General features: G+C 60.4%; 11 protein-coding genes and 1 pseudogene. 2 read left to right on the forward strand and 10 right to left on the reverse strand.

From position 1 onward, the window contains the following. Positions 1–19 precede the first annotated feature (19 nt). On the forward strand, positions 20–274 hold the full coding sequence (locus tag QP752_RS06165) for a MoaD/ThiS family protein (RefSeq protein ID WP_070479545.1): 255 nt from the start codon (positions 20–22) through the stop codon (positions 272–274). Here the strand turns inward: QP752_RS06165 and QP752_RS06170 are convergent. From QP752_RS06170 to QP752_RS06200, 7 genes and pseudogenes are all read right to left on the reverse strand, one after another. Further along, the gene (locus QP752_RS06170) at positions 271–2,208 is read right to left on the reverse strand and encodes an ATP-binding cassette domain-containing protein (RefSeq protein ID WP_070479511.1); all 1,938 of its coding nucleotides are present in this window, start codon (positions 2,206–2,208) and stop codon (positions 271–273) included. The two genes, QP752_RS06165 and QP752_RS06170, sit on opposite strands and share 4 nt — an antisense overlap. A gap of 22 nt (positions 2,209–2,230) precedes the next feature. Next, positions 2,231–3,016: a molybdate ABC transporter substrate-binding protein gene (gene modA / locus QP752_RS06175; protein ID WP_070362632.1), complete on the reverse strand. Its 786-nt coding sequence runs from the start codon at positions 3,014–3,016 to the stop codon at positions 2,231–2,233. 120 nt (positions 3,017–3,136) lie between these two features. Next, positions 3,137–3,895, reverse strand: a complete 759-nt coding sequence (gene narI, locus QP752_RS06180) for a respiratory nitrate reductase subunit gamma (protein ID WP_070362631.1) — start codon at positions 3,893–3,895, stop codon at positions 3,137–3,139. 15 nt (positions 3,896–3,910) lie between these two features. Then, the gene (gene narJ / locus QP752_RS06185; RefSeq protein ID WP_070479512.1) at positions 3,911–4,606 is read right to left on the reverse strand and encodes a nitrate reductase molybdenum cofactor assembly chaperone; all 696 of its coding nucleotides are present in this window, start codon (positions 4,604–4,606) and stop codon (positions 3,911–3,913) included. Positions 4,607–4,749: 143 nt separating this feature from the next. Next, positions 4,750–6,330 (reverse strand): annotated as a pseudogene (gene narH / locus QP752_RS06190) (nitrate reductase subunit beta); the annotation flags it as partial. Further along, entirely contained in the window at positions 6,330–10,064 is a 3,735-nt protein-coding gene (locus tag QP752_RS06195) for a nitrate reductase subunit alpha (RefSeq protein WP_284804925.1), read from the reverse strand. The pseudogene narH and the gene QP752_RS06195, both read right to left, overlap by 1 nt. Before the next feature lie 56 nt (positions 10,065–10,120). Then, a complete protein-coding gene (locus tag QP752_RS06200) occupies positions 10,121–11,410 on the reverse strand; it encodes an MFS transporter (RefSeq protein ID WP_070479515.1) in 1,290 nt (429 codons plus the stop codon). A gap of 215 nt (positions 11,411–11,625) precedes the next feature. On the opposite strand from QP752_RS06200, the gene QP752_RS06205 reads away from it, so the two are divergent. Next, positions 11,626–12,114 carry a molybdopterin-binding protein gene (locus QP752_RS06205; protein ID WP_284804927.1) on the forward strand — a complete coding sequence of 163 codons (489 nt, stop codon included), beginning with the start codon at positions 11,626–11,628 and terminating at the stop codon, positions 12,112–12,114. A gap of 7 nt (positions 12,115–12,121) precedes the next feature. Here the strand turns inward: QP752_RS06205 and QP752_RS06210 are convergent, their stop codons facing one another. The 3 genes from QP752_RS06210 to QP752_RS06220 are packed head-to-tail and all read right to left on the reverse strand — an operon-like array spanning position 12,122 to position 14,443. After that, on the reverse strand, positions 12,122–12,703 hold the full coding sequence (locus QP752_RS06210) for a molybdenum cofactor guanylyltransferase (RefSeq protein WP_284804928.1): 582 nt from the start codon (positions 12,701–12,703) through the stop codon (positions 12,122–12,124). A gap of 10 nt (positions 12,704–12,713) precedes the next feature. Beyond that, positions 12,714–13,193, reverse strand: coding sequence for a cyclic pyranopterin monophosphate synthase MoaC (moaC, locus tag QP752_RS06215; RefSeq protein ID WP_284804929.1), 480 nt, complete (start codon positions 13,191–13,193; stop codon positions 12,714–12,716). 17 nt (positions 13,194–13,210) lie between these two features. Next, on the reverse strand, positions 13,211–14,443 hold the full coding sequence (locus QP752_RS06220; protein WP_284804932.1) for a molybdopterin molybdotransferase MoeA: 1,233 nt from the start codon (positions 14,441–14,443) through the stop codon (positions 13,211–13,213). Positions 14,444–14,446: the final 3 nt, after the last annotated feature.

A 14,446-nucleotide genomic window follows, 5' to 3' on the forward strand; every position in this document is an offset into this window, starting at 1 on the left:
GTTCGCTACCATGGACGACATGCAAATTCACTACTTTGCCGCCGCACGCGCGGCCACCGGCGTCGCACAGGAAGAAGTTGGGAACTTTGCCACACTGCAGGAACTGCTTACCGACGCCGCTTCGCGCCACAACGGCACCACCGACGCAGGCCAAACGCTCGCAGACATCCTGGCGCGCTGCACCTTCCTGATCGACGGAAAACGTGCCCAGCAGACTGACTCGCTCGAGTCCGCTGAGCGCGTTGATGTGTTGCCACCGTTCGCCGGGGGCTAATCCGTCGGCTTTGGGTAGATGGCGATGTCATCCGTTTTGACGTAGCACGTTACAGATGCGCCGGGCTCAATGCCCGCATCGAGTGCCTCCTGACGCTGGACCGGGAGCGCCACAACCGCACCGTGGACGTCGAGCTCCACAGTGAGGCCACCCGAGGTACTGACATCGACTGTGGCCACGGTGGCCTCCAGTGAGTTGTAATCTCCCGGCGCTGCTCCGGCTGGGACGTGTAGCGAGACGTCCTGCGGTGCGAAGACTACGACGGCATGCTCATGCTGTTCGCACTGCTCTGAGGCGACACCGGTGAGCTCACCGACTGTGGTTGCCACGCACGCAACGGAACCTTGGTGCGCGGCACCCACCATGTGCGCTGGAATCCAGTTCACGCTAGCGGGCAACCAGTTCACGCCAGCGAGCCGTGCAGAAAACTGCGTCGCCGGAACTTTGAGCTCCTCGGCCGTCGGCCGCAGGCTGATGACGTTGCCTCGGTCCATTACCGCAACGTATTCCGCAAGGTTGGCCACGTCCAATGGGTTGTGCGTAATCACGATCGTGGTGCGGTCGTGCGCCGTAGCCCGCAGTACCTGGCGCCAGTGATGCGCAGAGTTCACGTCGATCGCAGCGAGTGGCTCGTCAAGAATTAGCACGCGGGGGCGCGGGGCGAGCGCTCGTACTAGCGACACCTGCGATGCTTGACCGCCAGAGAGGGCGCGGACGGGGACGTCGACAAGGTCGCGCAGCCCCGCTGAGGTCAGCAGCTCAAGTGCGCGCTGTTTGCTGCCAGTGACCATCGCGACAGCCTTCAGTGGGGTCGACGTAGGTGGCAGACCGGGGTTCTGGGTAAGCAACACAACTCCGCGTTTGTGCGCCGGGACAAGCTTGCTCGACGACGTGCCCGCATCAACCACGCGGTCGCCGATCAAGGTGCGCAAACCGCCGAGGCGCCCTGCAATCCTGCCGACCAGAGTGGTCTTCCCCGAGCCGTTCAAGCCAATGAGCGCCGTCGTGGCGTTCGCAGGGAACGTTGTTTCACCGATGACGACGGGTACGCCCCCGTCCTCGGGGCTTGTCAGTAGGCGCAGCCGTTCCGTGTCCACCTCGTGGGTGGCGCGAGCGACTTCACGGGAGCGCGTACGCGAGAGGAAGACCGTCGGTAGCGTCGATGCGGCAAGTGTGAGCACCGCCAGTGCGATGAGGATGGCTGATAGCCCATACGCGACGTCCTGATCTACTTCGCGGGCAATATAGATGCCCAACGGCATGGTGCGCGTTGTGCCAGGCATAGAGCCGGCGAAGGTCAACGTGGTGCCGAACTCGCCGAGCGAGCGCGCAAACGCCAGCCCGCCCGCAGAGACGAGTGAGGGCGCGATTGCAGGCAGGATTATCTTGCGAGTAATCGTCGAGGGGCTCAGCCCCACGCCCGCGGCCGAGTATGTAATCTCCGGATCGAGTTGCCGCAGCGCCGCGTCAAGTGTGATGACAACGAACGGCAGCGCAATGAACACATGTGCAGCGACGACACCCGGAAACGCGAACGCGAACTGAATATGCAGCGCGTCCAACAGCGGCGCAGCCAAGCCTCGGCGTCCGAGAAACGCGCTGAGCGCTAAACCACCGACGACCGGCGGCATCGCTAGCGGAAGTAGCACGAGTACTCGCGCAAGGCCTGCACCTCGTCGCAAGTGTTGCATCCATAGCGCAAGCGGTGTGCCCAGCAGGAGTGTGATGACGCACGCCAGGACAGCGGAGCGCAGCGTGACGCGGAGCAACTGCTGTGTCGATGCGGAGGCAAGGATCTCACCGAGCTGGTCCCATGGCACACGTGCACCAAGCGCCAGGATCGGCAGCACAATGGCGGCGAGTGCAAGAAGCGCCAGGCCCCACACCAACATTGGTGTCTGGCGTGGGGCCTGGCGAAGCGTTGATTGCTGCATGAATACGGACTCTACCCGGTGGTTACTGTTGCGCAGCAGGGGTGAAGCCGTACTTCTCCCACACCACGGCCATTTCTGGGCTTGCAAGCAGTTCGAAGAGATTCTGCGCGGCAGCCTCGTCGGTGGTGTTGGTGGTTACAGCGGCGACGAGGGAGTTCGGCTTCTCGTCAGCGTGAGGGATATCGAGGACCTCCACAGCATCGCCAGCGGCAGCAGCATCGGTGCGGTACACAAAGCCTGCGTCAGCCTCGCCCGAGACAACCTTGCCCAAGGTGTCAGACACGCTGTGTTCCAGGGACACCGGATTGATGGTGAGGTTGTTCGCCGTCACGAGCTCGTTGGTCACGGAGCCGCAAGGAACCTGGGCGTCACAGACGACCAAGTTCACGCCGTCCTTCTGTACGTCTTCGACACTCTTGATGTCCGCTGGGTTGCCCTTCGGCACCACGAGCACCATCGAGTTCGTCGCCACTACCTTCGGGTCTTTTGCGACGCCCGCTTCGACAGCCTTGTCCATGTTCTTCTGGTCAGCTGTGATCAACACGTCACCAGGTGCGCCCTCCTTCAGTTGCTGCACCAGGTCAGAGGAGCCGGCGTTGACGAACTCGAGGTTGTTCTCCGACATTTCCGAAAGGTCCTCGTTGAGTACGCGCGTGGAAGCCGCGCCCATCACGATGAGGTCGCTGGGTGCCTCAGCGGTCGGTGCTTTTGAGGCGGCGCTTTCGGAATCGGTGCCACCGGCGCAGGCGGTCAGACCGGTCGCGGCCAGGGCAGCCACGAACAATGTGGCAAGGCGAGTAGAGCGCATGAGAACTCCTTCGAGTAGTGGTTTGAATATGAATATAAATTATCTTAAAAAAGGGGTAGACACGAAGAATGCCCCCGGAAGAAGAGCTCCGGGGGCAGCACTGGCGAGCGGGTTGAAGCACTAGCGCTTCAATTGACGTCCGTTCGAGCGGATCGGCTCCCACTGGGCCTCAGAGCGGCGGCCCTGGACCTCTTCACCGCGCGAGCGGTAGACCACGTACGGCCTAGTGGAGTAGCCGACCGGAGCCGAGAACGCGTGGACAAGTCGGGTAAACGGCCAGCAGGCGATCAAGGTGAAGCCAGCAAGCACGTGGACCTTAAACTGCCACGGAGCCTGCACCATCAGGTCCGGCATTGGGTTGAAAATCAGCAGCTGGCGCAGCCACGGTGAAATCGTTTCGCGGTAATCGTAGCCGCCGGGCACACCGAAGACCTGCGTCGAGACGGTCGCGATAAAGCCGGAGCAGATTGCGATTGTCAGGAACACATACATGAACTTGTCGGAGGTGGCCGTCGATAAGAACACCGAACGGTTGACCACACGACGGTAGAGCAAGCCAAGCAACCCCAACACCACGGCGATACCCGCAATCGTGCCAGGAATCGTTGCGATGAGGTGGTAGGCATGGTCGCTGATACCCATGCCTCGGGTCCAAGTCTTCGGAATCGCTAGACCCATGAGGTGGCCAATGACCACGAAGACCATGCCCCAGTGGAACAGTGGCGAGGAGAGCCGCAGCAACTTCGATTCGTAAATCTGTGACGAGTGGGTAGTCCAGCCCATCTGGTCATAGCGCCAGCGCCAGATAATGCCGATGACAAACGCAGCGATGGCCAACCAGGGAAAGGCCACCCACAGGAATTCTTCAATACCAGTCATAGTGAGTTCAGTCCTTTAACTGTGGTTGGGAGATGCCGTTGGAAACGGCAGGGGAGTAGTTTCAATACCGACCATCTCCGCAGGAGGGCCCTGGCGAATCAGGTTGATGTAGCGAGCGATAGTTTCCTCGTCGATGCTGGGCAGCAACATGCACACAGCCGTGAGCAAGTGAGCGTACGGGCTACCCAGTCCGACCAGAGCGTGACGCAGCACCTCGAGGCCGTCTCGGTGCGCGGCAATCATCTCTAACGCGTGCTGTTGGGAGTCGGAGTCAGCGAACGCAAGCGCTTCCAGGACGACGCAAAGGTGGTCCGGCAGCTCCTCCGAGATCTCTTCCATCCCTAGACCTTCCAACTGTTGACGAAACGCCAAGATCGCGGCACCGCGCTGGCGGGTATCACCAACCGAGTAGTAGGAGAGGTGCAGCGCGCAGCGACGCCGCTGGTCGAAGGTCTCGACGTAGTGCTCCTGGAGTGGCAGAAGTCCGAGGCTACGTGCCCTGCCGATGAACTCCGCGATTTCCGCAGCAATAGGGCCTGGAAGCAGCCCGAGCTGTTCCTCGACGGTCTCCAACGTGGAGAAGAACTCCTCTTCTGGGTACCGCAACGTGAGGCTGAGCGCCATCGCTGCGATCTGACGCTGCTGCGTATCACACGCCACTGGTGCCACTAGTTCCTCGGGTACAACCCCGATTTGGGTTCGGGTGCTCATTACTGCTCACCCTCGCGTCGCGCGACGTTGCCGTCAGCACTCGGTCCTTCCTCGACCGGGTTCGGCGTTGGAGTCGATGCTTCCGGAGCAGCAGGGCGGTAGTTCTCGCTTGCAGTCTTCGGCTCGCGAGTCTTCAACGCGGTAGGGAACATCGCGTCAGGACGGTCGCCGGTCCACGACATGAGGGACACCTTGCCAGGCTGCGCGTTGTCGGCCTCTTCGTGGCAGGCGCTCGGCGCACCCATGCCCAGGTTGGCCATCAGGTCGCCACTGGCAGGATCGACGCCACCAAACGGATCCAGCGAGGAAACACCACGCGGGGTCTCCGGCGAGGTGGTCGGGATGACATAGCGGTCGTCGTACTTGGCGATCGCCAGCAGGCGATACATCGCTTCCAGGTCTTTGCCAGTCATACCGACTGCGCTCGCAATCGCCTCGTTCGTCGGCTGGCCTAGGTTGATGTCGCGCATGTAGGAACGCATCGCGGCGAGCCTACGCAGCGAAAGCTCGACTGGGACGGTGTCACCTGCAGTGAACAGGCCAGCCTGGTACTCGAGTGGGATACGCATGTTGGAGATCGCGCTGAGCAGTACCTTGTGGTCTTCGCCGTCAGCGCCAGTCTTGGTCACCTGATCGACGATCGGCGACAGCGACGGGATGTACCACACCATCGGCAGTGTGCGGAACTCTGGGTGTAGCGGCAGCGCCACACCGTACGTGAAGATCAGATCGTAGATCGGGGAGTTCTGCGCAGCCTCGATCCAAGAGTGAGGGATGCCCTCTTCGGTCGCAGCCCGGACGACCTCAGGGTCGCGGGGGTCGAGGAAGAGCGACTTCTGCGCCTCAAACAGATCCTTCTCATCGGGTGTCGACGCCGCTTCGGCAACACGGTCCGCGTCGTAGAGCAGCACACCAAGGTAGCGCAGGCGGCCCACGCAGGTTTCCGAGCACACCGTCGGCTGGCCAACCTCAATACGCGGGTAGCACAACGTACACTTTTCGGCCTTGCCTGTCTTGTGGTTGAAGTACACCTTCTTGTAAGGGCAGCCCGAGACGCACATGCGCCAGCCACGGCAGCTGTCCTGGTCGACCAGGACGATGCCGTCCTCCGTGCGCTTGTACATCGCGCCCGACGGGCAGGAAGACACACACGTTGGGTTCAGGCAGTGCTCGCAGATGCGCGGAAGGTAGAACATGAAGGACTCTTCAATTTCCTTCTTGACCTCCAGGTTCATCTTCTCCAGGACGCGGTCCTCGTCCATGGTCGCAGTCGAGCCACCAAGGTTGTCATCCCAGTTCGAAGACCAGGAGATTGTGTCGATTGGCTTGCCGGTGATCTGCGACTTCGGACGCGCAGTCGGCTGCGTCTTCTGCCCAGCCGGGGCGCTAATGAGCTTCTCGTACTCATAGGTCCACGGCTCGTAGTAGTCCTCGATCGTCGGCATGTTCGGGTTGTGGAAGATGGTAGCCAGGCGCTTGATGCGCCCACCCTGACGTGGCTTGAGCTTGCCGCTGCCGTCAAGCTTCCAGCCGCCCTTCCACTTGTCCTGGTCCTCCCACGAGCGTGGGTAGCCCACGCCGGGACGGGTTTCAACGTTGTTGAACCAGATGTACTCCGTGCCTTCACGGTTGGTCCATGCCTGCTTACAGGTCACCGAACACGTATGGCATCCGATGCACTTGTCCAAGTTCATGACCATGGCAATTTGCGCCATAACTCGCATTAGTACTGCACCTCCTGGGAGCGACGACGGATGCGGGTAACCTCGTCGCGGTTGTTGCCGGTTGGGCCAATGTAGTTGAATCCGTAGGTCAAGTGACCGTAGCCACCAGCCACATGCAGTGGCTTAATGGTGATGCGTGTCAGCGAGTTGTGCGTGCCGCCACGTCGGCCGGAACGCTCGTTCAGTGGTGTGCCCACGGTGCGTTCCTGCGCGTGGTTCATAATGACCGTTCCTTCAGGAATACGGTGCGTGACCACAGCACGGGCTGAGACAACACCGTTGCGGTTGTAGAGCTCCACCCACTCGTTGTCCTTGACGCCGATCTTCTGCGCGTCCGTGTCCGACATCCAGACGACCTGGCCACCGCGGGAGATGGACAGGACATGCAGGTTGTCGAAGTATTGCGAGTGAATCGACCACTTATTGTGCGGGGTGAGGTAGCGCACCGTGATCTCTGGATTGCCGTCCTCGCCCTTGAGAATCTCGCCCGGGCCGGTCTCGCCGTTGAGACGCATGCGGTCCAGCGGTGGCTTGAACACCGGGAGTTGCTCGCCGTAGTCGATGAACCAGTCGTGGTCAATGAAGTAGTGCATACGACCGGAAAGCGTGTTCCATGGCTTGTCCATTGCCAAGTTCAAGGAGAATGCGGTGTAGCGACGTCCATCGCGCTTGTCACCGGACCACTCCGGCGAGGTGATGACCTCTTGCGGGCGTTCCTTGACCTTGTCCCACACGATCTGGGCGTCCTCGGTGCCTTCCCAGAACTCGCTCGTGTCCGAGCCGAGCATCTTGCCCAGGTTTTCGAAGCCGTTGCGTGCGACTTCGCCGTTGGATACACCGGACAGGTGCAGGATCGCCTGCGCGGCCTTCACCGCAGAGTTCAACGCTGGGCGGTCGCCTGCTGAAGCAGTCTCAGCGACACCGTTCATACCGAAGAGCTCACCAACCTGCTTTTCGACGTTAAACGGCGTGCCGTGTACGTTCGTGCCAGCCTTCTCGGTCAGTGGGCCGAAAGACATCCACTTCTCGAAGATCTTGGTGTAATCACGCTCAACTGGAACCAGCTTTGCCATCGTTTGGCCCGGAACCATGCCGACTTCCTTGACATCGGGCACCACGCCGTTCGCCATGTTCGGGTTGATCTCATCCGGTGCGTCGTGGGAGATAGGCGCGGTGACGACGTCCGTCTGCACTCCCAGCCACTTGCCGGCCATGCGGGAAACAGCGTCGGACATATCGCGGAAGATCTCCCAGTCGCTTCGAGCCTCCCACGGCGGGTTGATGGCAGCGTTAAAGGTGTGGATGAACGGGTGCATATCCGTCGTGGACAAGTCGTTCTTCTCATACCACGTAGCCGCAGGGAAGACGATGTCAGATACCAGGGTGGTGGAGGTGTTACGGAAGTCCGTAGTCATCATCAGATCGAGCTTGCCCATCGGTGCTTCTTCGCGCCAGCGAATCGACTTCGGGCGCTCACCCTCGGCCAGCTCCTCCGCGGAGACATCCGAATCAACCCCCAACATGTGGCGCAGGAAGTACTCGGTACCCTTCGCCGAAGAACCCATCAGGTTCGTACGCCAGTTCAGCAGAATACGAGGCCAGTTCTCCGGAGCATCCGGATCCTCCGCAGCGAACTCCATCTGGCCCGACTCCAACTGGTCGACGACGTAGTCCTTCACATCCATGCCCGCTTCCTTCGCCTGTTCAGCAAGCAGCAGTGGGTTGCGGTTGAACTGCGGGTACGACGGCATCCAACCACGTTTCATGGCCTCGACCAGTGTCTCCGACAGGTACTTATCTTCCGACGCGCCCTTACGTGCCAGCGGCGAGGCCATCCTTGAGGCCTTCGAGTTGTCGTAACGCCACTGGGACGTAGTCAGGTAGTAGAAACCGGTGGTGATCATGTGCCGTGGTGGACGGTTCCAGTCATTCGCGAACGCGTACTGGCTCCAACCCGACTGAGGACGCAGCTTCTCCTGGCCCACGTAGTGCGCCCAACCGCCGCCGTTGACACCCTGGGTGCCACACATGGAAGTCAGCGCAAGGAAAGTGCGGTAGATAGAGTCCGCGTGGACGTAGTGGTTCACGCCCGCGCCCATGATGATTTGGGAACGGCCCTTCGAGTCCAACGCGTTTTGTGCAAACTCGGTGGCGATTCGTTCGATCTGCGCAACAGGAACATTGGACAGCTCTTCTGCCCATGCTGGCGTGCCGACCTCGGAGGCGTCGTTAAAGTCAGCCGGCCAGGAGCCTGGCAGCTGCAGCGACGGACGGTTCACGCCGTAGTGTGCCAGCATGATGTCGTACACGGTGGTAACGGTGCGGCCTCCGACCTCGCGGACTGGGACACCGCGGCGGTAGACACCAGCGCCGATCGGGCCGTCCGAGTCCAAAGCCTCGCGAGAAGCGTCCATATCGAAGCGTGGGAAGCACACTTCGGCGGTGCCGTAGGAGTCGGTGTCCGCCATCGACATCACAGGGTTGGCGTTGTCATGGCGGAGATTCCACTTACCGGGATCGGTCTTGTAGTGGTCTGCGATGGTACCGCCAGGGTCGACAACGGTGCCGTCGGCTTCAATGTTGAGCAGGCGGTACTGGGCGTTATCGCTATTGGCCAGGGTGGCGTCCTCAAGCTTGTCTGCAGTAAGGAACTTTCCGGGAGCGAACGTGCCGTCCTCGAGCTGATCGAGCTCCACCAGGAACGGTGCATCCGTGTACTTGAGCATGTAGTCCATGAAGTACTGCGGCTGCTGCGCTACGTGGAACTTGCTCAAAATGACGTGGCCCATTGCGAAGGCGAGTGCGCCGTCGGTACCGGGCGACATGCGCATCCACTCGTCGGCGAACTTCGCGGCATCGTTGTAGTCCGGGGAGACCACGACGATCTTGGTGCCCTTGTAGCGCACCTCGGTCATGAAGTGGGAGTCCGGGGTGCGGGTCACCGGGATGTTCGAGCCCCACATCATCAGGTAAGAAGAGTTGAACCAGTCACCGGACTCTGGCACGTCAGTCTGATCGCCGAATGTCTGCGGGGAGGCAGGGGGAAGGTCCGCATACCAGTCGTAGAAGGACAGCATCGCGCCACCGATCAGCCCCAAGAAACGGGTACCAGCAGAGTACGAGACCTGGCTCATCGCAGGAATCACCGTGAAACCTGCAATGCGGTCCGGGCCCCACTGCTTGATGGTGTAAACGTGTGCTGCAGCGGCGATCTCGACGGCTTCTTCGTAAGCAACGCGCACCAGGCCACCCTTGCCGCGGGCACCGACGTAGGCGCGACGCTTGACTGGGTCTTCCTGGATCGCACGCCAGGCGAGTACCGGGTCGCCGTCGTGCTGCTTCTTTTCGTGGCGGTACATCTCCAGCAATGCGCTGCGCACGTACGGGTAGCGGATGCGCGTAGGCGAGTAGGTGTACCAGGAAAAGGATGCGCCACGTGGGCACCCTCGAGGTTCGTACTCTGGGAAGTCAGGGCCAGTGGTGGGGTAGTCAACGGCCTGGGATTCCCAGGTGATGACGCCATCTTTGACGTAGACCTTCCAGGAACAGGAACCGGTGCAGTTCACACCGTGTGTGGAGCGCACCATCTTGTCGAAGGACCAACGGTTGCGGTAGAACACGTCGGCTTGGCGGCCACCTTCGAGGAAAATTTGCTGGCCGGAAGGCGTGACGTCGCCTTTGCGAACGAACCCACCAAGTTTAAACAGCGGGTTGGACTGTGTCGCATCAGTCATGGTTCACAATCTCCTTGAATGAAAGTGAGAAAACGGGGTCGTGAATGAAATGGCTGTTAGCCAGGGAACGGTGCGTTCGGGCGGGCGTAGTAGATCCATGCGAGTGCCGTAGCGAAGGTGAAGTAGACTACGCAGCCCCAGAAGAACGTTGGTGCGCTCATCAGCGTGAGCAGCACACCAACGATGAACGGTCCGAATGCTCCGATCGCGCCGCTGAACCCGATAACACCGCCTGCCTGGCGCTTCGGCAGAATCATTGGCATCTGCTTGAATGTGCCAGCGTTGCCGATGCCAGCGAAGACAGACATGGCCAGCATGGTGTAAAAGAACGGTGCCGCGGCGTCACCACCACGGGCAAGGAAAATTGCGGCAATTGCAGTGGTGACCGTCATGCCAACACCAGCGACGAACGTCCAGATTGCGCCGCCGTACTTGTCGCACAGTGGGCCCCACAGTGCGCGAACCAGGGCCCCGAGCAGGGCGTACATGAATGCCCAACCGAGCAGCTTCGTCGCGTTGTCGCCGAAGGAGTTCTTCATCAAGAGCGCGAGCTGAGCGCCGAATCCGGAGACGGCGCCGAACGTCATCACGTAAATGATGGTGAGGATCCAAGTATTCTTGTTTCCGAAAATATCGATCTGCTGGCGGAAGTTTGCCTTCACCGGAACGTCCTTCAGCATCAGCCAGGACACGATGACCATGATGATGACCCAAGGGACGAAGAAGGCCGGAACGTTATGCACGTTGATCGCGGTACCTGAACCATCCGAAGCCTCGATCGTGCCGATCATCGTGATGCCGATGAGCCAAGGCGCCAGCAACAGTACGAACGACATGCCGAGGTTGCCCAGGCCTGCCTGGAGGCCGAGCGCCGTACCGGACTTTGCCTTCGGGAAGAAGTACCCCGTCGACGGCATAAAGCCTGAGAAGATACCGCTGCCGATACCTGTCATAAAGGACAGGATCATGAGCGTCGCGAATGAAGTCTCAGGACTCTGGACCGCAAAATACCAGCCGACCAGTGGGATGAGGAAGAGTGCTGTCGAAAGCGTAATGAGCTTTCGGGTACCAAGAACTGGTGGCAAGAACATCCAAATCAGGCGGAAGATACCAGCCGCCAGTCCTGGGACTGCAGTCAGCCAGTAAAGCTGTGCAGCAGTGAGGTCGAACCCGATCTCATTGAGGCGCGGCGCGACCGCCGCAACGATGTACCAGGTGACGAACCCGAAGAACATCGAAATTGTGGTGATCCAAAGTGTGCGCCATGCGATTCCGGCGTCCCACTTTTCTGGATCTTCAGTGTCCCAACCGGTGAGTACCCGTTGGGAGGTGTCGAGCTTGGACATGGGGTGAAATCCTCTTCAAAAATACGATAAAGGTCTATGTGGTCCGGGTGGATAAAAATGTTAGAAATACCCGAAACTACTATTAAGGATAGTGGCAGTGAACTGCTACTATCAACTTATCCACGAGAAAAGCCGTGTATTATTACGCAACATATGTGTGTCGTAATTCGGTGATTTGTACAGATGCTGGTGTTTGTGCAGGGAAGGAACACTTCATGGAAACAACTACGGCCCCCACAGCGGTCGTTATCGTCGTTTCGGACCGGGTTTTCGGGGGTGAGCGAAAAGACAAAGCATCCCCCGCAGCCACCCGGTTGCTCACTGAAGCTGGATTTCAGGTCGCACAACCCGTCATCATTCCAGAAGGTGATGAAGCGCTCCGGAATGCAATGGCACAAGCGGTGGAAGGTGGAAATTCACTCATTCTCACCTGTGGCGGTACGGGACTCGGACCACGCAATCTCACCCCCGAAGTCACCGAGGAGTTCATCAGTACACGGCTCCACGGCATCGAAACGCAAGTACTCATCGCGGGGCTGGAACACTCCCCACGTGCTGGGCTGTGTCGGGGCGTGATTGGACTTACGTCGCGTGAACCCGGCGCGAGCCTCATCGTCAATACCCCGAGTTCACGGGGTGGTGTGAGCGACACCCTTGGTGTGATCCTCGTGCTTTGGCCGAGCCTGACAGAATGGGTTCGCTAAGCAGGAGCTATTCGGTAGAAGGGAACTCCACGTTCCCGAGCGAGTCAAGTTCCTCGCGCGTATCGTAGTCGCGCTCAGCGCCTGTGCCCTGGACGCGGACTACGGATTTCACCGCGTCGAAGAGGCGCTTCGCGGGAATGTCGCGCGTGCCGACAGTATCGAGCGCCGCCATCAAAGAGGCACGGTTCCACACCGCACATAGCGGTTGCAGGTAGCCATCAGCAGCTTCGACGACCGCCACGTCCGCGCCGCCGTGGACGGGCCTCGCAAGTACCGGGGTCAGTTCAGGAGAGCGCGGTGCGTCGACGGAGACGACGGCGACGAAGGGGGCGTCGATACGTGAGAGTCCCGCAGCAATCCCCGCGACGGGACCCCCGAATGGCGGATCCTCACTCACTGTGGGCACTCCGAGCGGCTGTGGGCTCACAACGATGCGCGGCACCCCATCCGGGATGAGGGAACAGACCGCATCAACGAGGCGGGTGCCATTCACTTTCACCTGGGCCTTATCGGCGCCCATTCGTGTCGAGCGTCCCCCAGCGAGCACAATGACGCCAACATCCTCCCACTTGTGTTGCACGCTTCGCACGCCTCGCACGCTATGTCTCGGGAAGCTCGCGCGACCAGTCGCCAGAGCGGCCACCAGACTTGGCCACGATCCCCATCCGGCGCACATATGCCGAACGGTCGACACCCTTGACCATGTCCACGATGGCAAGTGCCGCAACGCTGACAGCGGTCAGCGCCTCCATCTCGACACCGGTGCGGTCCGCCGTGCGAACGGTGGCCTCGATGAAAACGTGGTCTTCGCGCAACTCCACGTCTACCGCGCAACCGTGTACGCCAATCGTGTGGGCGAGTGGCAGCAAGTCCGGCACGCGCTTCGCAGCCGAAATGCCTGCGACGCGTGCAACGGCTAACACGTCGCCTTTCGGCACGGTGCCTTCACGCAGTGCCTTCATCACCTCAGGCGAGCAAGCGACTTCACCTTGCGCGGTTGCATTCCGAACGGTTGGCTGCTTCTCCGTAACGTCAACCATGTAGGCCTGGCCAACAGCATTGAGATGGGTAAATTTCATGTTGAGTCTTTCTTTCTTTAAAACAGCATCACTGGGATGCGAGTGGGGGCGTCGGTTCCAGGGGCAAGGACCGCGATTCCGTCCACTGCAGGTAGGGAAGCCACGAATCCGGAGCCGCCATGTCCGCCGGCAAAGGCTTCAGCGCGGACAGCACCGTGTTCGGTGTGCAGGCGCACAGGTACGAATACATGACGATCAGCACGCGGGGCGGGGAAGTGCGTATCGACGTCCGCTTCCACCATTGTTCGCTCGTCCATGCTGCAACGCGTGTGGTCCCCGGCACTCGCGCGCAGTAACGGGATCGCGTACAGCGCGCACGAGACGAACGCCGCAACTGGATTTCCGGGCAGGCAAATAAATGCAGCTTCAGACCAACGTCCAACGCCCTGCGGACTTCCCGGGCGCTGGGCGACATGGCCGAACCACATATCTGGTGAGGAGGCTGTGACAGTGCGGACTACGTCGTACGCTCCAGCGCTGACTCCGCCGGTAGTGACCACGATGTCTGCCTGCTGCGCGGCCTGCTGGAGTAAGACCTCGGTCGATTGCGTATCGTCATCAGCGTGCATCGTGAATACCTTGGCGTAGCCGCTTTCGCGCAGAAGCGTCGCCACCATTGGCAGGTTTGAATCGGGAATTTGCGCGCCGCGAATGTCGCCGGGCCAGGCAACGAGCTCGTCGCCAGTAGAGACGACTGCGACGGTCGGGCGTTCGAAAACGTCCACAGTGCGGACACCAGTGGCGACAAGTGCGGCGAGTGTGCCAGCATCAATCCGTGTTCCCTCTCGCGCAACGACTTCACCGACGCCGACATTCTCACCAGCATGTCGGATGTGGGAACGGCCAAGGTCAACAGAAGTAATCTGGACCTCGTCAGGGAGAGGATAAGGACCTCGAGGGATATTCGTCTGCTCGACGGGGACGACATGAAGACCGTCCTGTTGCGGCATCGGTGCGCCAGTCATGATTCGGACTGCGTGGCCAGCTGGACAATCGATTGCGTCATGTCCGGCCGGGATCTCACCAGCTACAGGCAGTACCCACGGCCCGTCACCGAATAGATCCGACTCGTGGGCTACGAAGCCGTCGACCGCGGAGTTTGAAAAAGGTGGCACTGGGAACCGTGCCACGACGTCGGCTGCGAGTACTTGGCCTACGCAGTCACCTAATGGGACATCGCGCTTAATACGGGGCCGCGCCGCAGCCAGGACACGGGCCAAATGTTCGTTGACAGAAGGGAGAGTGTTCATTAG

Origin of the sequence: Corynebacterium sp. UMB10321, assembly GCF_030228725.1 — a bacterium.
GTDB classification, from domain to species: Bacteria; Actinomycetota; Actinomycetes; order Mycobacteriales; family Mycobacteriaceae; genus Corynebacterium; species Corynebacterium pseudogenitalium.